The sequence below is a fragment of the Novipirellula sp. genome (assembly GCF_041583735.1).
GTDB lineage: Bacteria > Planctomycetota > Planctomycetia > Pirellulales > Pirellulaceae > Novipirellula.
Genome location: NZ_JBFHFD010000003.1, coordinates 25,308 through 48,076, shown reverse-complemented (window position 1 = coordinate 48,076; position 22,769 = coordinate 25,308). Strand labels below are relative to the sequence as shown.

Sequence of the window (22,769 nt, the reverse complement as noted above, 5' to 3'; positions counted from 1 at the left end):
GCTATTTTTCTTTCGATTTCAGCAGGTGAAGATCCGCCATGACTTCGCTGAGCACAATCGGTGAAACCTCGCTAAGCTTCATCGTTTTTTCGCTACCCCAGCCGTATCCCGACGGAGCACGCATGCCTTTGCAAAAGTGAATCGATTCGGTCTTTAGCATTTCGTCGGGATCAATGTACCCCATTCCCACCACGCCATCGTAATGAATCACCGCAGTGACATCCGCCGAGGGAAACTGTTTGGAATGCTCGTCAAAACATCCCCCATCCATTGCCTCGCCCCGGATGTAGCCGAGTTTCTCGAGCGTGAACACCATTGTCGGGGCGGCCAAAGAGAGACCCGCGAACCGATCCAATTGCTTCGCTTTTTCTTCGCCTTTTTCCAGGCTGTAGACCTCGCGACCGAGCTGCGGAAAGGGAGTGATGATTTCATAATCGCTCAGCACCTCGCCCCAAGTGCTACGTTCCGCGTCGGACAGATCCAGCGGGTGCATCAGACCAATCTGAGCCGCTTTTTCCAGCGAGACCGTAGCGTCCTTGGCATCGGCATAGTCACGCTCTTCGGTGACGCGGAACAATCCCATGCGTTTCCCCTTGGCGTCAAACGATCCCCAAATCAATTTTTGCACCAAGTGAGTCATCAAAGGATGTTTGACCAGCAACGACTCGAAATCGTCGACCGACCAACGACGACCGGTGACCATCGCTTGTTCGAGTCGCCCAGCCTGCAGCGTCGCCACCTCTTTGATTTGTTTTTTGATCAGCTTCCATTCGCTCAGCGATTCGTTGGCAACTTTTTCATCGTCCTTCGCCCCCGGTTTCGGCATGTTGGGGCGTAGTTTGCCCGCCTCGTCGCGAACCATCGGCTTCAAATCACCGCCCAACGCGAATGAAAACGACCGTGGGCCGAATGAAAACTCGCGTCGCCCCATTTCGTCCAGTCCGCAATCGGGGATCACGCGATCTTCCAGTTCGGCGCGAGTCATTCCCTTCTCTTTTGCGATGTCCTCGACAAACGTGGCCGCTTTTGTTTTCAATCCTTTGAACTTCAATTTCTGAGCAACGCCGGACAGTTGCATCAGCGCCGTGTTGGTGCCGACGCCCCGTAAACACTCCAGCCCGAAGACGGCTCGGGCGTGCTGACTTTCGCCGGGCCACACGCGGATCATTGGCGTTAACTTCAGCACACAACCGTCGTCGCCGATGTGACCGATGGCTCCCATCGCCCATTTGTTTTTTGAAACGGAACCGTCTTCTTGCCAAAGTTCAAACAATCGCCATGCGAAGGTATCGCGAACGCTTTTGTCAACATTTTGTTTGATCGCGGTTAACAACGGATGGCGTTCGGTAACCGGCGTGACCGCGAGAATGTGAAGTACGGTCAGTAATTGTTCGTCGCTAAGCCGTTGATCGCCCACGGTTAGCGGCGGCAGGTGGGCGGCGTTGGCCCACGGTGGCAACTTGGGGGCTCGCGAAATATCGACCGTTGCCAATGCAGCGTTCAGCCATTTAGGCGTCGATTTTTCATCGAATGGTTCAAACGTTTTCTCTTCAAAATCGAGCACATCGCGTTGGACGCGGGCCGCTCCGTCGGATTTTTTGCCAGCCTTTTTCACGGCATCGGCAATCACGTTTTGCAACCCGCTGCGTTTGACCGATCGCAAATACTCGATCGCGGCATCAGCAAGTTTGCCTTTGGATGCCGCAGTGTCGATGAGCCCCGACACCGCATTGCCGACCTGTTCGGCCATCCAATCACGCGCCAAGGCAGGTGTTTTAGCGTTTAACCGGCACTGCAACATCGGTTCGGCGGCCTCGGGAGCACGGACCAGTCCGAGCACCTTTAACAGTGCGGTGCAATCGTCTTTGTTTGATTGATTGCAAATTTGATCGGCAAGAACGTCAAGTGCCGAAAACTCGGTACAGGCCAGGAAGCCACGCGCGATTTCCGGTGTGTTGATTCGCAGACGTAGTCGACGCCATTCGGATTCGACGAGCTCCGCACTTCCGAGCCCGAACAGCAACGCTTGAGGTCGGTTGTAATGATCGGTCCACTCGTCACCCTTGCTGTAACGGTCGTCCTCCCAGCTCGAGATGGCTTGATGAATTTCATCGTGCATCCCCAGCATCGCGGCCAAGTAATGTTCGGCGGGATAAGACGAATATGAATCCGCCGGTTCGTAATTGGGGGCGAAACTCTTTCGTATCAAAGCTTTGAGTTTGTTAATTTCAGACTGCTTCAAGTAAGGAAGCACGTGACTGCGAAAACTGTTGCACAGCGTACGCATCAATTCCGATTTATCGTAACTCTGCTTCTTCTTGTGCCCGTGGATGGCCTTCAGCAGGATCTGCAAACACTCCTCGGCACTGAACAAACTAAACAGTGCCTGCATGAATGGCTCGGGGATCCCTCGCTCGACTTGACTTACCTGGCTGATTGCTTGATCGACCGAGACTTGTCCGGTGAACTTGTTTGCCTTCACAATTTTCGCGACATATCTCTCTTGGGCTGCTTTATTTTCCAATCGACTCGGGTTGCCCATCATCAGACACAACCAGAAATGAGCCTCCTCGGGCGCCAGGATTGACGGCAGATTCAGTTTTTCATAAGGGATCGTCCATCCGTACTGGCTGGTTTTTAAGCTTATAAACCGCTTGACCGCAGCATCAATGTCGGATGGCTTGGGGGTGCCACGCTCGAGTGGTTCACGCTTGCGAAAACTGGCCAGAAACCAATCCGTCGGATCGAGGTCGATCGCGTGCGTGACCTCGGTGACCACGTGGGCGGCCGGAGCCGCGGTGGAGGCGGCTTTGGCAGCCGTTTTCGCCTTAGACGTTGCTTTGCCGCCCGCGGATTTCGAGGCGGCTTTGGTTGCCGTCGATTTTCCCGTTGATTTATTTGGCGACTTGTTTTCAGAGGCCGCGGTCACATCGGAGTCCGCGTACCCCTTTTTGACTTTCTGTTGAACCAGTTTATCGAACGACTTTTTAGCCGCTGCGGCATTGTCAAATTCTTTGGTTTGAGACTGGCCACTGGTTCCGACGCGACCGAATGTCACCGTGTGTGACTGGCCTTCCAATTCGATATTCCAGAACTTATGTGACGTTCCGTCTGAAAAAATAAGCTGGCGAATGGACATTCTCTGCGAATCCCTACTAGGCATGCTGACGCTACGAACGGCTTTGAATGCCAAGTATTATGCCAGAGCCCAAGGGGCTTCGCCATCAACAGAGAGCTTGCGATTTGCTGGTTTCGTTAATCTTTGTCGGCGCGGAGCACCGAGACGAACGCCTTTTGAGGGATGTTCACGCTGCCGAATTGTTTCATCTTGGCCTTGCCCTTTTTCTGCTTCTCGAGCAGTTTCTTTTTCCGTGAAACGTCACCGCCGTACAGTTTTGCTGTCACATCTTTGCGGTAGGGCTGAATGGTGGCTCGTGCGATGATCGTTCCACCGATTGCACCTTGAATCGGAATTTTAAACTGATGCCGTGGGATCGCTTCGGCTAATTGCTCGCAGTAATGCAAGGCTCGCGTTCGTGCTTTGTCGCGATGCACCAAATACGAGAGGGCATCGATCGGTTCCTTGTTGACTAGGATGTCGACCTTCACCACATCGGTGGGCCGGTATTCGATCGGTTCGTAATCGAAGGACCCGTAACCTCGTGTGATCATCTTTAGTTTACCGTAGAAATCGAACAGCACTTCGCCCAGCGGCATTTCGCTAACGACTTCTAAACGGCCCGCGGACAAGTAGTTCATCGTTTGACTTTCGGAACGATGTTCACGGCACAGTTCCATCACAGGGCCGACGTACTCTTCAGGAATCAAGATCGAAGCCTTGATGTAAGGTTCGGTCGACGATTGGATGTTGGTCGGATCGGGCCAATAGCTCGGATTGTCAACTTCCAAGGTGCTGCCGTCATTGAGTTGCAGACGGTATTTGACCGACGGAGCGGAAATGACAAGTCCGAGATCAAATTCACGTTGCAATCGCTCTTGGATCACATCGAGATGCAGCAGTCCGAGAAACCCACAGCGAAATCCGAACCCCAATGCGGCCGAGCTGTCTTTTTCGAACGTCAACGCAGCATCATTGATCGACAGCTTCTCCAACGCCTTGGTTAGATCGGGGTACTCGTCCGTGCTCATCGGGTAGACCGATGAAAAGACAACCTGTTTGGCAGGCTGGTAACCGGGAATCGGCTCCGCCGCGGGCCGATCCAACAGCGTGATCGTGTCGCCAATTTCAATGTCTTGGACACTCTTGACGCCTGCGACGATGTAACCGACCTCGCCGGCGCTGAGTTGGTCTTTGGGGACAAGCTTGAATTGGTTGTAACCCAGTTCGTCAACTTTATAGTCGCGACCCGCATGCATAAAGTGAATGGTGTCGCGAGGTTTTAGCGTCCCTTCCATCACGCGGCACTGTAGAATCACGCCGCGGTACTTGTCAAAATGAGCGTCAAAGACCAACGCTTTCAGAGGTGCAGCTGGATCGCCCTTGGGCGGCGGCAGGTGTTCGACAATGCCCTGTAATACATCCTCGATTCCGACACCGGTTTTTGCTGAAACGGGAATTGCAGCGAAAGGATCGAGTCCTAGATCGGCATCAATCTCTTCGCGAACGCGTTCCACATCGGCGGCTGGCAAATCGATCTTGTTGATTACCGGCAACAGTTCAAGATCGTATTCCAAGGCCAGATAGAGATTGGCCACCGTTTGAGCTTCAACGCCTTGCGACGCATCGACAACCATGAGTGCCCCCTCGCACGCCATCAACGATCGGCGAACTTCGTGCGAAAAATCGACATGCCCCGGCGTATCAATCAAATTTAATTGATAGTCGTGACCGTCCGTTGCCGTGTAGTTCAGCGTGACGGTATTGCTTTTGATCGTGATCCCGCGTTCGCGTTCGATGTCCATCGAGTCGAGCATTTGATCATGGAACTCACGCTGTGTTACCCCACCACAGGCCTGGATCAATCGATCGGCGAGCGTCGATTTACCGTGGTCAATATGGGCGATAATACAAAAGTTCCGGATGCGTTTCATGCTTTGGGCTTCACTCGGGATTGTCGGTGGCGGCGTGGGGCGCAACTGATAATCGTAGTGCATCGCGTGAAAAAACGACAGGGACCAAAAGCGACTCGTTGGCGGTCGTCCGGTGATCACAGCCTGCTGAAGGCTGTTTTATCGCTGCGATCGTTGCCGAGGATCCTGGACCGGATGATGAAACTCTAGCGGGGGGCGGCGAGAATAACGGCCCGGAAAACGGCTGTCGAACTTGTGCTGAGCGTTGAAATAGGGATCATCCAACAGATCGGGGGCACGAAAACTGCCCGTTTGATAGGGATCGTAGATGTATCCGTAGCCGTAAAACGGATAGCCATACGGATTACTAATGTCGCCGCGATAGCGGGATGACGATTGCGCTGCATGGATCCCCCATCTCGACGAAGTCGTCTGCGGTTGCCAGCGATGGCTGTGTGAATGAGTCTGGTGGTAGTTTTGAGCCTGAGCTTCGCTGCCACTGCTGACCCAAAGCGTTACCGCCAGGGCAAAAATGAGTCGAAACATGTCGGATCCATCGGAAAATGAGGATGTGTAACCCTACAACCCTACACCGCATTTTCCGCACCAACGGAACAAATTAGCAAATTTGATGGTGGTTCTCCGACTTGTGTAATCACCGCATGGGTTATAGCGGATCACTTCGCGTCGGATCCGATCATTCTGTGGATGGACTCATGTTGACCTGCTTACGAAATAGCGGATGCAAGACAGAAAAATTGACGCCAGAGGAAAATTGGATCGACCAATCGTGCAGTGCCGTATTTTCCTACCTCCATGATCCTACCCCATCTCTGCTTGTCCGAGGTCGATCGGCAAGGGACATTGCGGTCGATCGAACGTCGTTTCGGTTGCTATCACAACAACTGAATCCACCTTGGATTCCCTGCAAATATTCGCCCTGAGGTTCGCGATGTTCCAATGTGAAACGCATGCCTCCGAGTGGCAGCAACTCCGTTTCTTCGGCCGTCAATCGCAGTCGCCAAATTCCGTCTTGCTCAAACGCGCAGCGCTGGGGATCGGTGACTTCGACCACGACGGCGTTGTCAACGACTTGGCTATAAACTCGGAAGCGAGGCTGATGTCCCGCCCAATCCACCCGTATCCCGCTGACGTTGTCCGCAATTTCGAACGCCAAATCACAGGCTTGCCGCGACTCGATGCGAATCCACGACGAAGGATAAGGGACACGTTTTGTCAACTGTCTGGCGCGAATGGTCATGACGATCGAATTTGCAAGAAGGAACGACGTTGCCAACGAAATGGGGCGACCATAATGCTGTTTGATGCAGCACCTAAGGCACCCGAGTCGAGTGCGACACTGCGAAGTGCAAGGGCTGTGCCGAGGATCATGGACGCGACGAGTTGACATCGGTAACAGCATTCATCCCGGCTTTGTGGCAGATGCTAGGGAGAGAACCGTTGCCCGTCGTCAACAAACCCGTCTCACGTGACAACGATTTCATTTGTAGAAGTTGCTTCGATATCGTGCATCACTGATTCCGTGTCGTTGCGAAGTGATGCAGCCCAAAGCAAACGTACCGATGTCGCGGTAAGGCGGCTATGAAGACAGAGGTCGAAGAAGATGGCTTCATGCAACGCAAATTGGATAGAAAATCTATTTTGCGGTCAATTTTGCCAACTCGTGGCTGAGCGAGTTCAGATTACGCGCCGCTTGCTCAATTTGTCCGATCGTCTCGACATTGTTTTGCGTGACGCGATTGATATCGCGAATCCCTTCGTTCAATTGGCTGACTCCGGCAGCTTGCTGGTTGGCCGATGCGGAAATCCGCATCGCTGATTCTGCGGAAACTGCCAACAGCGTGACGAGCTGGTTGATGGTTTCGCCGGCGCTTTTGACCACCCGGCTAGCCGCTTGCACCGCGTTGTGCCCCTCTTCGGTGGAATGCACCGCATCTTTGGTCGCCTCTTGGATTTCGCTCAGAATCTTGCGGACTTGATTGGTTGCTTGTTTCGATTGCAGCGCCAATGATTTGACCTCCGATGCCACGACGGCAAAGCCGCGGCCGTGTTCGCCGGCACGCGATGCTTCGACCGCTGCATTGAGGGCGAGGACGTTGGTTTGTTCGGCGATGTCCTTGACGGTCGCGGTGATCTCGCCGATCGCTTGGGCGCGTTCGGACAACAACAAGATTCGCTCGGCAAGCGACTCCACTCGGCTTTGCACCTGCAACATGGCGGCAATCGATTCTTTGATCGCCGCCTGACCGGCATTGCCGACGTCATCGGCTTGGCGAGCGGATTCGGCCACCTCATGAGATCGCTCGGCCGCTTGTTTTGCGGTTTGTGCGATTTCGTTGACCGTGGACACCGTTTCCGAAACGCTCGCGGCTTGTTCTTGTGTCCCCGAGGCCTGCTTGGATGTGGTGGCCAAGATCTGGTCGCTTGCCACGGCCAATCGCTGAACCGCATCGCGAATCGCATGAAACAGCTTTTGCCGTTCTGCTTCGGTCTGTTTTCGCGACGTGATGTCTTGCAGCGTCGCAATAAACAGTTTTTGATCCATGTCATTCATTTCACGCACACGCAGCGCGATCGGATATTCGCGTCCTTTGCACGTGTGTGCTACGACCTCGTGTTCCTGAGTGCTCGCCAACGGGTTTTCGTCACCGGAAAGCCAATCGCCGCGATGAATTTGGGCGAGGGCGGGAACCATCGATTCAATATTAGTACCGATCGTTTCGTCACTGCGGCACTCGAGCAATCGTTCTGCTGCGGCGTTCATCGACCGTAGCGTGCCATCGGAGTCGATCGTCAGGATCCCATCGGCGGTTGAATTCAATACCGCCATGGTGCGGCGTTCTTCGTACGACAATCGGTCTAACGTTGATTGCATGTTCTCGACCATCTGGTTAAACGCCGTGGCCAGGGCGCCGAGTTCATCATGCGATTTGATCTCGATGCGCTCGTTCAGCCCGTCGATCGACGCGCCCGAAGCTACTGCTGCAATCCGCGAAGCCACATTGCGCATCGTTTCAAGCGGGCCGATAATGCTCGTCGCGGTGTAGTAGCCGAGCGCGGCAACAAGCAGTGTCAACGCAGTGATGACGACGAGATAAGTTTGCCGAGCGCTTTTGTAAGCGGATTGAGTCGCTTCAAAGACGCTGTCGGCGTTGTCTTCGATCGCTTGCATCCACAAATCCAAGTCCTGTTTGACTTCCGCATACTGCTGCTGTTCGGCTTGAATCGCATTGATAAACGCTTCTTCGCGATAGTCATCGAGCACCTTGTTGGCTGTCACGTCTTTGAGACGTTTGTATCGATCCCATTTATCACGCAAATCGTGAAAGGTTGAGATTTCCGCGGGATCGCTCGAAGACGTATTCCAGTTTTCAAAGGCAAGGTCAATCTGTTTTGTTTTTGCCTGTTGTTGCTGATTCAGTGTCAATTGCAATTCGTTGTCTGGCGCCATCACAAGGGTCAGTGACAATTGTCGAAGTTCATTTAGCGGTTCGGCAATCTCGACCGCCCCTCGGCGTAACTTCAGCGCCGTATCGCGAACTTCGTTGACCGAGTGAAAGGTCGTTCTTGCGGTTAGAATTCCGTAGACACCCATCACACAGAATGCGATCACCGAGATCGTCACCAGTAGCAGCAATTTGATCCAGACGCCGCGATTTCGCATTACTTGGACTCCTGGTCATTTGCCATGCGTGTGATTCGCACCGGGCCTTTGGACGTGTCGGGGTAGGGACCGCGGCGGACGGACCAATGTTGATCCGTGACTTGAATTTTCCACAGCGGAGCACAAGCCATTTTGTACGGACGAAACACGACTTCCTTGTTGATCGCCATCACTCGGTTTGGGGTGGGCACGAACAACATGTACGCCTCTTCATAAGCCCGCTGAATGATCTTGGCGGTAATCTCGCTAAATCTTGGATCGCTCACACTGACGCGGAACATTTCATCGATGTAATCGTTCATGATCGGATCGGGATACACCGTGCTCCAAACGTTGGTAGTGCGGTAGACGAGAAATGCGGTATAAGGATGGTTGAAAAACCAATCGTCGTTTCCCCAGACCAAGAGATCCCATTCGACTTCGTTCTTGCCGGCGTTGGTCGTTAGCAAAGGTCCAAAAATCTCAGCTTCGCTTGACGTCGTCGTGATCTCTAGCGTCACGCCTACTTTCTTTAACTGGGATTCGATCCCACGCCACAGGGGAAGAAAGCGATTTTGCGTTAGCACTTTCAGTTTCAACCCATCAAGCACCGATTTCAACCGAGTTTGATGGGCCGGTGCATAAGGATCCTTCACTTCGGAAAAAGGTTTCAATTTTTTGACAACCTCACGTACACCCGGAAAATAGGGCGACGCCATGGTTGGCGAAAGCACACCTTCATTGTCAAAGACAAAGTACAGCAGGTTCCGCTGGTTCAGTGCTTCGTTCAGTGCACGGCGGACCGACGTGTCGCGAAGTTTTGGATTGCCGTTAATCATATTGATATGAATGGCAATGTTGTTGTTTGAAGGAGACGTAATGACCTTGGCAAAGGGCGACAAAATCGTCTCGACTTTGTATGCGGGCGGAATATCCGTGATGTCGACTTCCCCCTCTTGGTGCAGCGTTTTGTTCTTTGCATCCAACGCGCCGAGTTGGGTAAACACCGTGATCGTTTCGACTTTCGGATATTCCGAATTCCAGTAGTAAGGATTCGCGGTCAAAACCGCCTTTTCAGTCTGCCGGTCGCCTTCGATATAGCCCTCACTCAAGATGTACGGCCCCAAACCGTAGGGCCCAGGACGCGACAGATTGGGACAACTTGCTTTGCCGTTCCAGCCACCACAAATGCGGAGATACTCGGAGGTGTAAAACTGCATCCAAACCAGATCGTTCATGAAGCAGCCGTACTCCTGAGTCAAATGAAACCGCACCGTGTGATCGTCGATCTTTTCGACGTAGTCAAACACTTGGTCGATCTTGCTGTACGTCGTGGGTTGCTGCTTAAAAGCATTCATGTTTTCGACGACAGCGTCCGCGTTAAAGGGGCTGCCGTCTTGAAATCGGACCCCTTTTCGCAATTGAAACTCATAGGTCGTTTCGTCGATCTGGCGATGGGAAACGGCCATGTCGTATTCCCACCCCTGAGCATTGTCCGACGGTTTGATCATCGCCCCGTTGATTGCGTGCGAAGTGTACAGATACGGCAAACTGGGAAGAAACACTTTGACGTGCGATCCCGGGACCGCTTTGGGAAGTGCACGCATGGGGGCATCGTCGGCTCGCAATTGCATCGGTTCGATTCGCGACGTCGATTCCTGTGCGTTTAACTCGGTCACGATCATGCCGATGGGAATGCCAAGGATGGCAAGAGTGACCCGAACGAGCGTGAAGTTGCGTTTCAGTGCCATAGACGCGATCTCGGGACGAGGGTCGTCAGAGGAGCCGTAATTGTTGTCGAACGCTCCTCGACAAAGGGAGGATTGCATCTCGTAGTTTAGCTGGAACCTGCGTGATCACCTAAGTTAATCGAAAACTTATCGATAACCGATTTATTAGCTTTCGATCCGCGGCGGAAATTTTCGCGGTATCCACAGCATGACGTGTTGTTTGTAGTGCCAGTAGCTTTCGCCGAACCGCCGGCTCAGATCAGCTTCTTCGACCGGACGAACGAAGCCATGCCAAACGAAGCCTCCTGCGATCGCATAAGCAACCACGGCAACGCTTCCCCAGTACCATCCCACGGCGATTCCTTGCACGATTCCCGCGACCGCCATCGGATTACGAACAAAGCGGTACGGTCCTGAAACCACCAATTTCACCGCCGTCGCCGTGGGCAGCGGTGTGCCATCGCCGTACGTCGCCATCGTCCATCCGCTCCACAGTCCCAACATCGAAGCGGCAGCGAACAACGCAATGGCTGCGGCGGTCTGCCCAGCGTGATCAAACCGGGGTGCGAGAAACGGCCAACCGGTTCGCGTTTGGAATTCGATAATTCCCATCGGCAGAATCCACAGAAACACACCCCAAAAGATCGCGGTTTGAGTGAACGTCCATACGATCGCCGATGTCTTGCTCATCGGTGTCGCTCGAATCGCGGCGGGGGATTGGTGTGGGGTGCCATGAATGGTGGCCATCGCCAACGTCAGACCTGCGATCGAGACCATCAGCGAGGCGGCGATCCAGGCTTCGTCCGTGATGATGCTGACCCCGATGCAGTAGAATGTCGGGTACCAGACGGCCGCGGCGAGCGACCAAATCGCAATCGATGCCCACGTTTTTTCGCTCACTACGGCAATCGCAGTCACGATCGATCCGGCGACCAGCAACAACGAATCAGCGAGCCAAAACCCCAGCAGCGATTGTCGTGGCCACGATTCAGGTTGAAACCAACCCACGCTGCTGGGCACAAACCATAACAACCCCCACCAAGCCGCCGTGGCGACCGCTTGGATAATCAAATAGCTCGTGACAATTTGCTTGGCATTCATCGCAACGAGCATAACCGAATTTTCTTAGACAAAATCACCGAAGATCTTTTCAAGTGAACCGCAAACGAACTGGTACGTTGATCTATTCCGCTGGCACTCAGGTGGTCGCTCAAAAGGACGTGATGACCGCAAACGACCGCGTGGCGCATCCCGCAGGTGCGGTCGGCGTGATCGTTCGCTGTCCCATCGACCGCACTCATGCGTACCGAGTGAAATTTGCGGACGGTTTCGAGGCTCCGATTCATCACGACCAAATGGTTCGATTGTCAGAGTACAAGAGTCAATCGATTCGGACCGATACGTCGCCGCTGATGAGTGCGGGACTGTACGACCGAGTGATCTATCGCTGTGTGATCGGGTCGCGAGCCTACGGACTCGACGATCACGCCTCGGACACTGATCGCCGTGGTATCTATTTGCCGCCGGCGGAATTGCAATGGTCGCTCTATGGCGTGCCCGAGCAACTGGAGAACGACGAGACACAAGAGGTTTATTGGGAGCTGCAGAAGTTCATCATCTTGGCACTCAAGGCGAACCCCAACGTGCTTGAGTGTCTCTATTCGCCCATCGTCGATTCGGTGACGCCGCTGGGACGTGAACTGCTTGAGATGCGAGACGCGTTTCTGTCGAAATTAGTTTTCCAGACGTATTCGGGCTATGTCGCGTCACAGTTCAAAAAAATGCAGACCGATATCCGCAACCAAGGACGTGTGAAATGGAAGCACGTGATGCATTTGGTGCGATTGCTGATGTCGGGAACGTTCGTGCTTCGCGAAGGGGTGGTGCGAGTCGAGGTGGGCGAGCATCGCGAGTCGCTATTGAGAATCAAACGAGGCGAAATGTCGTTTGCGGATGCGGATCGATGGCGTCAGGAATTGCAAACGGAATTTGAATCGGCGTTTAAGTCAACGAAATTGCCTGATCGGCCGGATTACGAACGCGCCAACGCGTTTCTTGTCGATGCACGTCGACGGGCCTTGGAAAATGAGTTGCCGTGATCGAGCGGTGGCAGAAAAGCTGTGTAGGAAAGATTGCGTGAATCGAAGACGGGTACCGGAGGATTGAGATGACCGATGAGAGGGAAAATAGGATTCGGGAAAACAGCCCAGGGGAAGGGACTCCGATGACAGGCAGGATGCCTATCCCACAGGATCAGATGATGAAGCATGTGCGGATGCATCCGTTTCCGTTGGTGTTTGCCACGATCAGTGGAGCGCATCTGTATGGTTTTCCGTCTCCCGATTCCGACTTCGATCTTCGTGGCGTGCACGTGCTGCCGCTGCCGACCGTGCTCGGTTTAGGCGTGGGAAGAGAGACGGTCGAGAAAGAGGGTGTGTACGATGGATTGGAAATTGACTTGGTAACGCATGATGCCGCTAAATTTTTCAAGCTGATGCTGCGCCGCAATGGCTATGTGCTGGAACAAATCTTTTCACCGCTGGTGGTGTCGACGACGCCCGAGCACGAAGAATTGAAAGCGATTGCAGCCGATTGCATTACACGGCATCATTCGCATCATTATCTCGGTTTCGCGGCAACGCAGTGGCGGTTGTTTCACAAGGATTCACCGCAGCGAGTCAAACCGCTGCTGTATGTGTTTCGAGTGCTGTTGACCGGCATCCACTTGATGCGAACCGGCAGAATCGAAGCTAATTTGGGAACGTTGAACGACGATGCGAAGCTTTCGTACCTTGACGACTTGATGCGTCAAAAGTTGCAAGGTCCTGAAAAGGCAACACTTGCATTGGCCGATTTGGAGTTCTACGAATCCGAATACCAACGACTGACCGGGGAGCTGGAAACCGAGTATGAACGCTCACGGCTACCCGAGTTGCCAACGGCACGCGATGCGCTAAGCGACTTGTTGGTGCGTTTGCGAATGAACTCGCACGTGTTTGCGCCCGAATGAGCCAATTGCATTTTGTTTGATTGATCGCGTAGTGACTTGCTTCACCCTCCCAACGGAGACTGCTGATTTGGTTAACCGTTTTGGCGCTAGCCACGGTTTCATCACTATCAAACCGGGGCTAGCGTTGGAACGCTAGAACTCTGGGCTTGTTGTCATTTTTGGATGCGCAGTTCAATCGGCCAACTGCTGTTACGTGGCCGGTCGCTCGGCGGGTTTACCTGTCTCGCTGACGGTTGGGACCTTTAGTTCCGAGGTGCATTGAGGACATCGGATCGCACGAAACGGAATCGTCGAACGACAGAAATCACACTTCTTGTCGGACGGTTCCTCCGATGGCTTGGGTTCACCAAAGCGTTCATCGAGTTCTTCGTCCACACGATTGACAGCGCGGATGATCAGAAACATCGCAAACGCAACAATCACAAGCGAAAAGCACGTGTTCAGAAACATGCCGTAGTTGATGGTGACGGCGCCAGCCTCCTGAGCTGCCTCCAATGTTTTAAAACCGGCTTCGGGAACTGTTGCCGTTTCGGGAACATGCAGGACCCAAAACAAGTCAGAAAAATCGGCGTTCCCGGTAATCCATCCAATGGGCGGCATGATGATGTCGTTGACCAACGATTTGACCACGGTGGTGAAGGCGGCACCGACGGTGAAGCCGATCGCCAGATCAATCATATTGCCACGCAATGCGAACTTTTTGAAATCAGCCAGGATGCTCATGAGATAGGTCATTGCCATCAAGAGGAGTGTGATAGAAAAGCAGGTGCGACGTGGATGCACCAGCATATCACGTTCCGAATGTGGGATAGACTTCCAGTCTGTCGTCGCGTGCAAGACGTCCCTTACCAATCAACTCGTAGCGAAACTCGCCATACGTTTTCGGCCGCATTGTGACTCAGTCTAGATCCCCACTTTTGCAACGAGCTCGTTGGGAAGGCGGATGCGACTTGGGCGACGATTTGCCCCCTCGCTATCAAACCTTTACCGCATCCTCATGACGCTAATTGTCTCGGACTAAATTTGATGGCTCTTTGGTCGATGCTGGTGAGTGCCCGTCTTTTGAGCAGCTCGTTTGCTTTCCTGACAAATGCCGCGTTTTCTTTCGTTTTACGCTAGTTGGCTAGCACTGTGGCTGGTCGCAGACTTCGCCGATTGCCAGTTTCTGCAGCAGTGGAAGAAACACTTTGAGGCACCATTACGCTTCCCAGAAATGAATGTTGTCGATGATTACCGCTTGCCGACGTTAAGGGGTCACTCACCTCCTTCGAGTAGGAGTGGCACGGCATGTGCGTACTCCCCCCAAACAATTGAAGGACTTCGCTCCTTTTGTTAGGTGTCGCTAGTCCAATGCCTCGCCACGTTTTCACTTCAACTAAATGGAGAGAGACATGATGTCGAACGTCTTACCCTCATTTGAATATGTCGGACTTTCCAAAGGGTGGCCCACGCTACCTGCATGGTTTCGTTCCATGTATTTCACGGTTTGCTGCACGGTGATTGGTCTGATTTCATGCTACGACATGTTACTCGTGTTTGTGCACTCGGAAACGATCTTCGAGATGGAGAAGAATCCGGTTTGCCTTGCCTTGCTAAAAATGGAACCGACGTTTTTCAGTTACTTTGTGATCGGGAAATCACTGGGAACGCTGACGGTGCTCGGCGTATTGGTGCAACTCTTTCGCAGTCGGTTTCATAGCTGGCACTGCGTCACATCAGGCATCACATTGTTTCAACTTGGATTGCTTGCCTATTTGACGTATGCCTAACCAAGTTCAATCGTGTCATGCGATCGATCGGTCGCCTCGCGAATGATTCTGTGAGGGTAGATCAATGGGATGCGTCAGAGTCTCGTTGCCGGAGCTGTTCATCAATGCGGCTTTGAAAGTCGGCTGACTTTCCTGTGAGTTCCGGGTGTTGATTTGCGAGGTATTGTAAGTGTTGTTTCAAGCGTTCCGCAGACGCTGCGAGCTGGTCAACATCGCAGTTGCGGTAGTCGCGAAACCGTTCGTTCAGAATCGGAATCTCGTCCTCGGCTGTCTGCAGCGAGTCCATTTCCGAAATGATTTCCGATAGCAAGAAAGCCATTTTCAGTTGCCCATGAGGATCGCCGGGGATCGGCTGCTCCGTTACGTTTCCAGACCATACTGATTCGAATTCGTCCAATTTGCCGTTGTCGTCTTCGACATGTCCCGTGGTTTCACGCTCAAATTCTTTGTCGAATTCTGCGTAACTACGTTGTTCCTCTTCCCACTCTTCGCGTGTTTCCAGCATCGAAAATGCGAATTCGTTGTCGGTTTCGAGCTGGTGTCCATCAAGACCAACAACGCCGAGACCGAAGACTCCATCGGCCATCATGCTGCAAATCGGGCAATCACAATCGGCCACGTGCGAATCCTTCTCTTCCTGTCGCGTCATACCTGCAATGGGAACTCCGACACCGCGAGGCACTCGGCGTCGGCTGCACTCAATAATAAAGCTTGGTGGCGAGCCGCCTTCAAACGGAGCGTCAAGCCATTGCTGTTTCACCTCACGCAGCCACTGAACCAATAGCAAATGGCATTCGGGATCGTATTGGATGGCGTGGATCCCTCGTTCGCTTGTGCACCAATCCCACGCTGCGTCGACGAGTTCGCGGCAAAGGTCAAAATAAACGACCATTTCTTCGTCGCCCATCGGCGCGGTTTCATAGCCGAACACATGGTCTGGTGCCGCCACGACCGGACCCCGCTCATGCAGTCGAAGCTGTTGTGCCCAAACCAGAAGACCGATCCAGCCGTGAGCCCCGTGCAGCAATTGGCGGGGTATCCGGCCGCCGAGATCGTCACGGGGTGTCATCAGCCAATCGCGATGGACCGCAATCGTAAACGGATAGCGACTTCGTGGGTTGTGAGCCGCATTGCTGGTTAACCACGCTTCGCTGCGAACCGTGTCCAGCGCCCGCGAGGCAATGTCCTCGAGAAGCGGATCGCCGTACAGCACGTCTCGGTCGACGTGGGGTTTATTGATCGGAGTTTCGCGAGTGGCGTCAATCAGGGCCGTGTCGACCTGTTCGTGCAGTTCCCACCACGGCGGCAAATGAATACTGAGCGGAAAGGATGGGGCATCGTCAGTGTCGTCCTCGACCATCGAAAACGCTTCGTCGCGACCCGTTTGGGGAACGCCGCGACCGGTGATTAACCGCTTTTGAATCAGATCCAGTACCATCCATGCGTCGGTTTGCCGAATCATTTGCATCATCGATGTTTGATCGACCGTTTCGATGGGCAAACCACTCAGGAATTCGCAAACGACTGGTGTTCGGTACCGCGGCCAGTAGTCGACCATCTCGTCCCAGCAGTACGGATCCTCCGACGCGACCGCGAACAACGTCAACGCGGTGTCGGGGTCGAGAGAGCGGATGAAATGGCAGCCGTCCGCATCAAGCACGGCGACCGCAGCAGGTTGGTTTTCTTCACTCATTGCCATTTCTCCCACACAGCTACGGATTAAATCCCAGTCACTTGTCAAAGTGCGTTCGTGCTTTGTCAACGCTAGAAAATTAGGGTTGGGCGTATCCGGACGGCTCGCGCCGCGAGTGCTACCCAAAGTAGATGCCACTCGACCAGCGCCGTCGGCTCACATAACGACGACCTCTTTCCTTGGATGTACTATGCAACCTAGCTGACTGGCACGCTGTTAACGTTGCTTCTCGCGTTCGGCTTTTCTGGCTGGAAAATCGACCACGACCAATTTCTGATTCTTTTGGTCCCACGCGTATTCTTGGTAATACGGCAGCATCGGCAAACGGATGCCATCAGGCTGATCCTTCTTGATGATCTCGGCCATGAACACTTCATGCGTCAGCGGTTTGGGATCTTGGATGCTTTGCGCATTGCGAAGTTGAATCGCGTGCTCCACACCCATGCCCCCAATCTTACCGACCGAGGTTCGGTAGGCATCCGCATTGATCATCAATGGGTTTTTGGATTCGATTTTCGTGCTTGCTAACTCCGCTCCGTCGCGAAACGCTTGTTCCAAATCCAACACGTTTTGAGTTGTCTTGCCAACGGTTTCGCGTGGAGTCGCCTCTTCGGCCGTCACGCCTGGCGTCGACGAGCCCGCCGAGTCGGACGTCGACGTCGAGGGGACACAGCCCAGCGATGCAGCTAAGACGAACAAGGTAACAGCGTAAATGACGTTGCGCATCATGGAATTCCGAGTAGAGATAAGGCTGCATGGGGTTCGAGGACAAACGTTGGCTTTGTCAATCCTCTTGGACCTACCTGTTAAGATACCGCGGAACGAGAGACGCAGCAACGAACTCGAAAACGTCGTTTTGCAACTATTTACCTGGCGACACCCCTGTGTTCAGGCAAAAGCACGTCGCAGCACCCGCAGGAAATTGCCATGAAAGATGGCGGACACATCATCGTCGCTGTAGCCGCGGTCGCTGAGAATCGAGTCGAGCGACTGCAGATCCGCAATCGTATCCAGATCGCTAGGGGATTGCTCGCGGCCAAAGGCACCGTCCAAATCGCTGCCGATTCCGCAATGCTTCGTATTTCCCGCCAACTGGCAAATGTGATCGATGTGGTCGGCGATGTGCCGCATCGTAACTCCGATGGATTCGGGGGTTGATTGACCACGAACAAATCCCGGCACGACCATCCAGACGTCAAAGGCGGCGCCGAGCACTCCATCGCGATCAATGATCGCTTTGATTTGTTCGTCACTGAATTGCCGAACATCGTCCACGATTGCGCGGCAATTTTGATGGCTTGCCCACACCGGGCCTTCATAGATCTCGATCGCCTGCCAAAAACAGGGCTCGTTTAAATGCGTCACGTCTAGGATCATGCCAAGCTGATCCATCGCGCGTATCAATTCAATTCCACTGGGTGGAAATTCACCCTGCACGTCATGCCCCATCGCGTAGCGTCCGATGCCATAGTGCGCGGGACCGAGTGCACGCAGTCCGTATTGCCAAGCACGCTGCAGATGATCGAGCGTTACGATGGAATCGGATCCTTCCAGACTCAAGACGTAGCCAATCGGTTCGTTTCGCTCGGCTGCGGCAACGGGATCCGCCCAGCGAAGTAGATGAGTTTCGAGGCCATCGCGATCGGTGATTTGTACCATTTCACCGAGTCGTTCCATCTCGCGATACCAGGCCAATTGTCCCTGCGTCATCGCCCATGCCTGCGATGGCGATTCCCAATTGGCAACATACGACCGGGGTTTCATACAGCCTCCGATCTGAGTCGCCACACACAACCCAATGCCTCCGCGACGCATCTCGGGTAACGAAACCGTGCCAGCGGCTTGGCCATTTAAACGCGCCAGAAGCGGTCGCTCGGTTTCGCGGATTTTGGAGACCGGTTGCCGCAGATCGCGGTTCCATTCCAGAGCGTTCAGGCTGAGGTCCAGATGCGCGTCGAAGATCATTTTCATGCTGAGTTTATTCCAGAGTCGTCGAGGGCGGTTGTGTCGAGGGCGGTTGTGTCGTGGGTTGGGGCGTCGTGGGTTGGCGAATCAATCGGGTTGCGTCGGTTCCAAGGATGGCGAGTCCCGCCATCATGTACATGCCTGCGCAAGTCAGGAAGACGAGTGATTGCCCGTCGCTTGAAACTCCCTCGATCGAGCGGCCCATGGTCATCAAGCGTGGCACCGCGATCGCGCTGGCGGCGGCACCAAAGTTGCCCCACATGTTTCCCCAGCCAAAGACGGCGGCCGTGTTGCGTCCGCCGACGTCTTGCATGAATGCCCACACCGTTGGGTTTCCAATGTCGGTCATCAGCGAGACCATCGCACAGCAGGCGACGATCATCCAAACCGAATCAAAGCTCGAGCATCCAACGTAGGCAAGTGCGGCTAGAAAGCAGGTCGCACTTAGCGGGGCGATGCGTCCCCAGCGATGCCCGAGTGAACGGACTGCCCGATTGCCGAGCCAGCCTCCGATCAATTGTCCCGGAATCGCGATCGCAAGCACCCCCGTCACCATCAATGACCCCAAGAACGATTCGACGCCTTTTTCTTCTTTTAAATAGGTGGGCAGCCACGTGATCAAAAATGCCCAGCCAAACACAAGACAAAATTGAGCAAGCGAATTCAGCCAAAGTGAACGGCTTTGGATGATCGCCCCTAGCATGGGCAAAATGTCGCGTGCATCGGTCTTGGGTTCGGCAGCGTCGAGTTTGCCGATCAATTCGATTTCGTTTGCGTTGACTCGCGGGTGATCCTCGGGGCGGTTGCGAACGATGATCCAATAGGCCGCTGCGGCAACAATCCCTACGATGCTGTACAGGTATAGCACATAACGCCAACTACTGAGCTGCAGAATCAACAGCGTGGTCAGGAACGGGGCGAGTGTTCCGCCCAAACGGCCGCCAATCGACACAAATGAGCTGGCCATCGCTCGATTGCGAAAATGGAACCAGCTGCGAATCACTCCACTGCTGGTCGGATACGCACCGGCTTGGACGACGCCAAAGGCGAGTCGGGCCATCAATAGCCCGCCAAGCGTGCCTGCCATTCCTGACAATCCGGTCAACAGCGACCATGCAAGTATATAGAACGTCAGCATTACCCGGCCGCCAAACCGGTCGCTGGCCCATCCCGAAGGGACTTGGAAAAGGGCGTAGGCAAAAAAGAATGCGCCGAGCACCTCGCCAATCTCTTCTTTACTCGCGTCAGGAAAATCGCCCAAGAAGGAGTTGCTTTTGACGATCTCGCCCAGGCAGACGCGGTCCAGATACAGCATAAACGCCATCAGCACGCTGACCGCGACAACTCGCATGCGAACGGTGCTGGCGGTGTGCTGCGATTCGGGATCGCCACGACGCAGCGAAGCTTGTGGAGCAGTCATAGGCGGGGTTCTCAACGTCGTTTGTTAGCGGGGCAAACGCGAACAAAGTCGATTCAGTGGCGGGGCGTTTGGGGCGGGAGTGTCCCCAGCATAACGGATCTCAAGCCGCAGTGGGGACGCAGGATCGGCACGTCGTTAAATCCAACACGGCGTAGTCCGATTCCGATGCGGCGTTTTTGAGGAGGCGCTTTGGTTGAACAACCGAACGGTAGCTAACGCCAATGCCCAACGCTGTGAAGCGTTTAGAGTCGGCAAATTCCGGCATTTGCGTTTTGTAGCTACGCTCGCCAGAGCGTGGATGGTTGCCGGCCAACAAAACGCAAAGGTGAGCCGTAAGGCACCGGGGCGTGCGTGGTACCCGGCCGCTGACGCGTCGCGGCTCAATAAGTCTTGCGAAACAACTTCATGCCTGCACGTTCGTTGTAGGTCAACAACAACGCGCCCGGTGCGGCGGCGGTGTCGACCAACGATTCATAGAACTCGTGTTCGCCTGGCCATGGAAAGGCAAAGAACAGATCGAACGCGTCGAACGCGATCCCGGTGGCGTCGTAGACGTCATCGCCGCCGGTTGCAATATGATCGACTTCGCGTGACGACGCCAATGATCCCGCCATCGCACTTGGCACGAAGGTGCCGCAGTAAAACCGAGCGGCAATCCCGAGGTCCTTCGCAAGTCGATTGGACTGGTCCACCAACGCCGCTTCGATTTCGATGCCGACGGCGGTCTTCCCTCGCAGGGCAGCCAACATCGCGGCAACGCCAAACCCGCTTCCGAGTTCGCAAAACCGTCTGCCCATTGCCAAGCGTTGCTGATCAATCCAATCCAAACATTGAGCCAGCCATTGGAAATCGCAAGGCACAAAGGTCTCGATCACGGCGGAATCGCCCAGCATGAACGCTTCGATGCGGTCGTTGACTTGGTCGATCAAATCAATCTCGCGTGGCGTTAGCGGATTCGCCTTGATCGATTTGGGGATGGCGATACGTTCGAGCGTCACAGGCGCGTTGTCGGGTTGGGGGGGCTGCGGCAGACGGACTCGAGAAAGGCTTCGAAAGAGGGCTCGGAAAACGGTGTCAAGTCGCGCGAATGCGAAGCCGATCGTCGCTCAAACTGAATCGCTGTTCTTCGCTCTCGGCGACGACTTGGTAGACCAATTCGGTCGTGATCGATTTGCCGCTGGCGTTTGCATTTTTTACTAGCTCTTCGACGCTCGCGTAGCCGTACGGATCGAGACGGATGCCGATTGCCTCGGGGTGATGCTTCAGCACGAAGCTTAGATATTTACTGATTTTGGTAAGTCGTTTATTCATCGACGAAAGTTTAACCGAAGAATCGTGTCCGTCTATGCCATCAATGTCTCATTGGGGCCATCGATGTCTCATTGGGGGAGGTACCGTTTTGCCGCTGCGGCAACGAGCACGGGGACGGCGACCGATACCCCTAACGCAAGTGGCAGCCATTGATGCCGTTCGGCAAAATCGCCAAAAACCGAGTACGCGATCGCGATGCCGAGATTGCTGAATACCACGGCCGGCAGAAAACGTCGCCACGACAGTTGGTGGATGCCGGCAATCAACACGCTCGCTTCGGCAAACACCGGCACCGCACGCGTGATGACCAAGACATAGGGGCCGTATCGATCGCTGATCATCTGCATTCGCTGTAGATCCTCACCGCTGCTGAACCACAGCGCAAAGGGCTGTCCCCATCGCCGCGCCAAGGCGAATCCAATGATGGCACCCAGATTCATGCCGATCCACGTCGCGATCGTTCCACGCCACCACCCGAGTTGCCAACCGCTCAGCGTGCTGACGACGCTTGAGGGAATCGGCAGTAGGATATCGGTGGCCAACAGCCCGATGATCAGCGTCGCTGTGGCGGACACCGACGGCGGATCCTCTGCCACGCCACGTAACCAATCTTCCAATCGACCTCCGAAAAACAGGAACGGCAGCACCGGAACGAGCAGGACGACACACATCAGCGGCAGCGTGCGAAACAGTTCACGCATCGGCTGCCGGACTCGCGTTGGTGAGAAGTTCGACCTCGTGATACTCGATCGCCCATTCACGCATGAATCGGACCTGATTGGGATCGACGCGATAGATGATCAGATCGGGATTGTCGATGCTGCCGAGATATTGCCGCAGCAGCGGATTGTCGTTCCAGATTGATTCCAAGGTCGATCGGTCATCTACGATCGTGGCAACGCCGGTGATTCGGACTTGATCATGCGTGTCGCTGAGATAGCAGAGTTCCACATTCGGATTCGCAGCAATCTCTTCTGTTTTGTGGTAGCCACGCAAATTGGCCACATAGACGGTGAAACCATCGGTGCGAACCGGCGACACCGGTCGCAGCCGCGGTTGATCGCCGTCAATGGTTGCCAGGTAGGGAAAGCGATCCTGTTTGATCACATCCAAGGCAAGTCCGCGGACTTCGCCTGCGGGAATCGGTTTCGGGTGGGGTTTACTCATTCCCAAATT

19 protein-coding genes are annotated in these 22,769 nt (G+C 54.3%); 3 read left to right on the top strand and 16 right to left on the bottom strand.

The features are described from left to right. Nucleotide 1: 1 nt before the first annotated feature. The 7 genes from ABX962_RS00635 to ABX962_RS00605 all read right to left on the bottom strand — a co-directional run bounded on the left by ABX962_RS00635 (nucleotide 2) and on the right by ABX962_RS00605 (nucleotide 11,526). Nucleotides 2-3,139, bottom strand: coding sequence for a WGR and DUF4132 domain-containing protein (locus ABX962_RS00635; protein WP_372715638.1), 3,138 nt, complete (start codon nucleotides 3,137-3,139; stop codon nucleotides 2-4). Nucleotides 3,140-3,255: 116 nt separating this feature from the next. After that, nucleotides 3,256-5,052, bottom strand: a complete 1,797-nt coding sequence (gene lepA, locus ABX962_RS00630) for a translation elongation factor 4 (protein ID WP_372715636.1) — start codon at nucleotides 5,050-5,052, stop codon at nucleotides 3,256-3,258. A gap of 138 nt (nucleotides 5,053-5,190) precedes the next feature. Continuing rightward, nucleotides 5,191-5,577, bottom strand: a complete 387-nt coding sequence (locus tag ABX962_RS00625; protein ID WP_372715634.1) for a hypothetical protein — start codon at nucleotides 5,575-5,577, stop codon at nucleotides 5,191-5,193. Between the two features lie 262 nt (nucleotides 5,578-5,839). Next, nucleotides 5,840-6,292 carry a hypothetical protein gene (locus ABX962_RS00620; RefSeq protein ID WP_372715632.1) on the bottom strand — a complete coding sequence of 151 codons (453 nt, stop codon included), beginning with the start codon at nucleotides 6,290-6,292 and terminating at the stop codon, nucleotides 5,840-5,842. 396 nt (nucleotides 6,293-6,688) lie between these two features. Then, entirely contained in the window at nucleotides 6,689-8,716 is a 2,028-nt protein-coding gene (locus tag ABX962_RS00615; protein ID WP_372715630.1) for a methyl-accepting chemotaxis protein, read from the bottom strand. Continuing rightward, nucleotides 8,716-10,446: an ABC transporter substrate-binding protein gene (locus ABX962_RS00610; RefSeq protein ID WP_372715628.1), complete on the bottom strand. Its 1,731-nt coding sequence runs from the start codon at nucleotides 10,444-10,446 to the stop codon at nucleotides 8,716-8,718. Before ABX962_RS00610 ends, ABX962_RS00615 begins: the two co-directional genes overlap by 1 nt. A gap of 144 nt (nucleotides 10,447-10,590) precedes the next feature. Continuing rightward, on the bottom strand, nucleotides 10,591-11,526 hold the full coding sequence (locus ABX962_RS00605) for an isoprenylcysteine carboxylmethyltransferase family protein (protein WP_372715626.1): 936 nt from the start codon (nucleotides 11,524-11,526) through the stop codon (nucleotides 10,591-10,593). A 53-nt stretch (nucleotides 11,527-11,579) separates the two neighbouring features. On the opposite strand from ABX962_RS00605, the gene ABX962_RS00600 reads away from it, so the two are divergent. Both ABX962_RS00600 and ABX962_RS00595 read left to right on the top strand, forming a co-directional pair. Continuing rightward, entirely contained in the window at nucleotides 11,580-12,524 is a 945-nt protein-coding gene (locus ABX962_RS00600) for a DNA polymerase beta superfamily protein (protein WP_372715624.1), read from the top strand. Nucleotides 12,525-12,649: 125 nt separating this feature from the next. Further along, a complete protein-coding gene (locus tag ABX962_RS00595; RefSeq protein WP_372715622.1) occupies nucleotides 12,650-13,435 on the top strand; it encodes a DNA polymerase beta superfamily protein in 786 nt (261 codons plus the stop codon). Between the two features lie 189 nt (nucleotides 13,436-13,624). Here ABX962_RS00595 and mscL read toward each other — a convergent pair whose 3' ends face one another. Beyond that, complete coding sequence (mscL, locus tag ABX962_RS00590) at nucleotides 13,625-14,170, bottom strand: large conductance mechanosensitive channel protein MscL (protein WP_372715620.1); 546 nt, start codon at nucleotides 14,168-14,170, stop codon at nucleotides 13,625-13,627. Nucleotides 14,171-14,826: 656 nt separating this feature from the next. Here mscL and ABX962_RS00585 point away from each other — a divergent pair. Then, nucleotides 14,827-15,204 carry a hypothetical protein gene (locus tag ABX962_RS00585; protein ID WP_372715618.1) on the top strand — a complete coding sequence of 126 codons (378 nt, stop codon included), beginning with the start codon at nucleotides 14,827-14,829 and terminating at the stop codon, nucleotides 15,202-15,204. 61 nt (nucleotides 15,205-15,265) lie between these two features. On the opposite strand, the gene ABX962_RS00580 is transcribed toward ABX962_RS00585, so the two are convergent. From ABX962_RS00580 to ABX962_RS00545, 8 genes are all read right to left on the bottom strand, one after another. Beyond that, the gene (locus tag ABX962_RS00580; RefSeq protein WP_372715616.1) at nucleotides 15,266-16,897 is read right to left on the bottom strand and encodes a hypothetical protein; all 1,632 of its coding nucleotides are present in this window, start codon (nucleotides 16,895-16,897) and stop codon (nucleotides 15,266-15,268) included. A gap of 216 nt (nucleotides 16,898-17,113) precedes the next feature. Continuing rightward, the gene (locus tag ABX962_RS00575; RefSeq protein WP_372715614.1) at nucleotides 17,114-17,626 is read right to left on the bottom strand and encodes a hypothetical protein; all 513 of its coding nucleotides are present in this window, start codon (nucleotides 17,624-17,626) and stop codon (nucleotides 17,114-17,116) included. 159 nt (nucleotides 17,627-17,785) lie between these two features. Continuing rightward, nucleotides 17,786-18,868: a dipeptidase gene (locus tag ABX962_RS00570; protein WP_372715612.1), complete on the bottom strand. Its 1,083-nt coding sequence runs from the start codon at nucleotides 18,866-18,868 to the stop codon at nucleotides 17,786-17,788. 7 nt (nucleotides 18,869-18,875) lie between these two features. Beyond that, complete coding sequence (locus tag ABX962_RS00565) at nucleotides 18,876-20,282, bottom strand: MFS transporter (protein WP_372715610.1); 1,407 nt, start codon at nucleotides 20,280-20,282, stop codon at nucleotides 18,876-18,878. A gap of 380 nt (nucleotides 20,283-20,662) precedes the next feature. After that, nucleotides 20,663-21,280: a hypothetical protein gene (locus ABX962_RS00560; RefSeq protein ID WP_372715608.1), complete on the bottom strand. Its 618-nt coding sequence runs from the start codon at nucleotides 21,278-21,280 to the stop codon at nucleotides 20,663-20,665. A 76-nt stretch (nucleotides 21,281-21,356) separates the two neighbouring features. Continuing rightward, nucleotides 21,357-21,593: an RNA 2'-phosphotransferase gene (locus tag ABX962_RS00555; RefSeq protein ID WP_372715606.1), complete on the bottom strand. Its 237-nt coding sequence runs from the start codon at nucleotides 21,591-21,593 to the stop codon at nucleotides 21,357-21,359. Between the two features lie 68 nt (nucleotides 21,594-21,661). After that, complete coding sequence (locus ABX962_RS00550) at nucleotides 21,662-22,294, bottom strand: TVP38/TMEM64 family protein (RefSeq protein ID WP_372715604.1); 633 nt, start codon at nucleotides 22,292-22,294, stop codon at nucleotides 21,662-21,664. Beyond that, a complete protein-coding gene (locus tag ABX962_RS00545; RefSeq protein ID WP_372715602.1) occupies nucleotides 22,287-22,760 on the bottom strand; it encodes a pyridoxamine 5'-phosphate oxidase family protein in 474 nt (157 codons plus the stop codon). The genes ABX962_RS00550 and ABX962_RS00545 overlap by 8 nt, the downstream gene beginning before the upstream one ends. Nucleotides 22,761-22,769 lie beyond the last annotated feature (9 nt).

Excerpts from the sequence above, each read along its gene's own strand:
- ABX962_RS00545 (WP_372715602.1), bottom strand. The coding sequence starts at position 22,760 with ATGAGTAAACCCCACCCGAAACCGATTCCCGCAGGCGAAGTCCGCGGA.
- ABX962_RS00580 (WP_372715616.1), bottom strand. The coding sequence starts at position 16,897 with ATGAGTGAAGAAAACCAACCTGCTGCGGTCGCCGTGCTTGATGCGGAC.
- ABX962_RS00570 (WP_372715612.1), bottom strand. The coding sequence starts at position 18,868 with ATGAAAATGATCTTCGACGCGCATCTGGACCTCAGCCTGAACGCTCTG.
- ABX962_RS00555 (WP_372715606.1), bottom strand. The coding sequence starts at position 21,593 with ATGAATAAACGACTTACCAAAATCAGTAAATATCTAAGCTTCGTGCTG.
- ABX962_RS00595 (WP_372715622.1), top strand. The coding sequence starts at position 12,650 with ATGACAGGCAGGATGCCTATCCCACAGGATCAGATGATGAAGCATGTG.
- ABX962_RS00610 (WP_372715628.1), bottom strand. The coding sequence starts at position 10,446 with ATGGCACTGAAACGCAACTTCACGCTCGTTCGGGTCACTCTTGCCATC.
- ABX962_RS00575 (WP_372715614.1), bottom strand. The coding sequence starts at position 17,626 with ATGATGCGCAACGTCATTTACGCTGTTACCTTGTTCGTCTTAGCTGCA.
- mscL (WP_372715620.1), bottom strand. The coding sequence starts at position 14,170 with ATGACCTATCTCATGAGCATCCTGGCTGATTTCAAAAAGTTCGCATTG.
- ABX962_RS00625 (WP_372715634.1), bottom strand. The coding sequence starts at position 5,577 with ATGTTTCGACTCATTTTTGCCCTGGCGGTAACGCTTTGGGTCAGCAGT.
- lepA (WP_372715636.1), bottom strand. The coding sequence starts at position 5,052 with ATGAAACGCATCCGGAACTTTTGTATTATCGCCCATATTGACCACGGT.
- ABX962_RS00550 (WP_372715604.1), bottom strand. The coding sequence starts at position 22,294 with ATGCGTGAACTGTTTCGCACGCTGCCGCTGATGTGTGTCGTCCTGCTC.
- ABX962_RS00615 (WP_372715630.1), bottom strand. The coding sequence starts at position 8,716 with ATGCGAAATCGCGGCGTCTGGATCAAATTGCTGCTACTGGTGACGATC.
- ABX962_RS00565 (WP_372715610.1), bottom strand. The coding sequence starts at position 20,282 with ATGACTGCTCCACAAGCTTCGCTGCGTCGTGGCGATCCCGAATCGCAG.
- ABX962_RS00605 (WP_372715626.1), bottom strand. The coding sequence starts at position 11,526 with ATGAATGCCAAGCAAATTGTCACGAGCTATTTGATTATCCAAGCGGTC.
- ABX962_RS00635 (WP_372715638.1), bottom strand. The coding sequence starts at position 3,139 with ATGTCCATTCGCCAGCTTATTTTTTCAGACGGAACGTCACATAAGTTC.
- ABX962_RS00585 (WP_372715618.1), top strand. The coding sequence starts at position 14,827 with ATGATGTCGAACGTCTTACCCTCATTTGAATATGTCGGACTTTCCAAA.
- ABX962_RS00620 (WP_372715632.1), bottom strand. The coding sequence starts at position 6,292 with ATGACCATTCGCGCCAGACAGTTGACAAAACGTGTCCCTTATCCTTCG.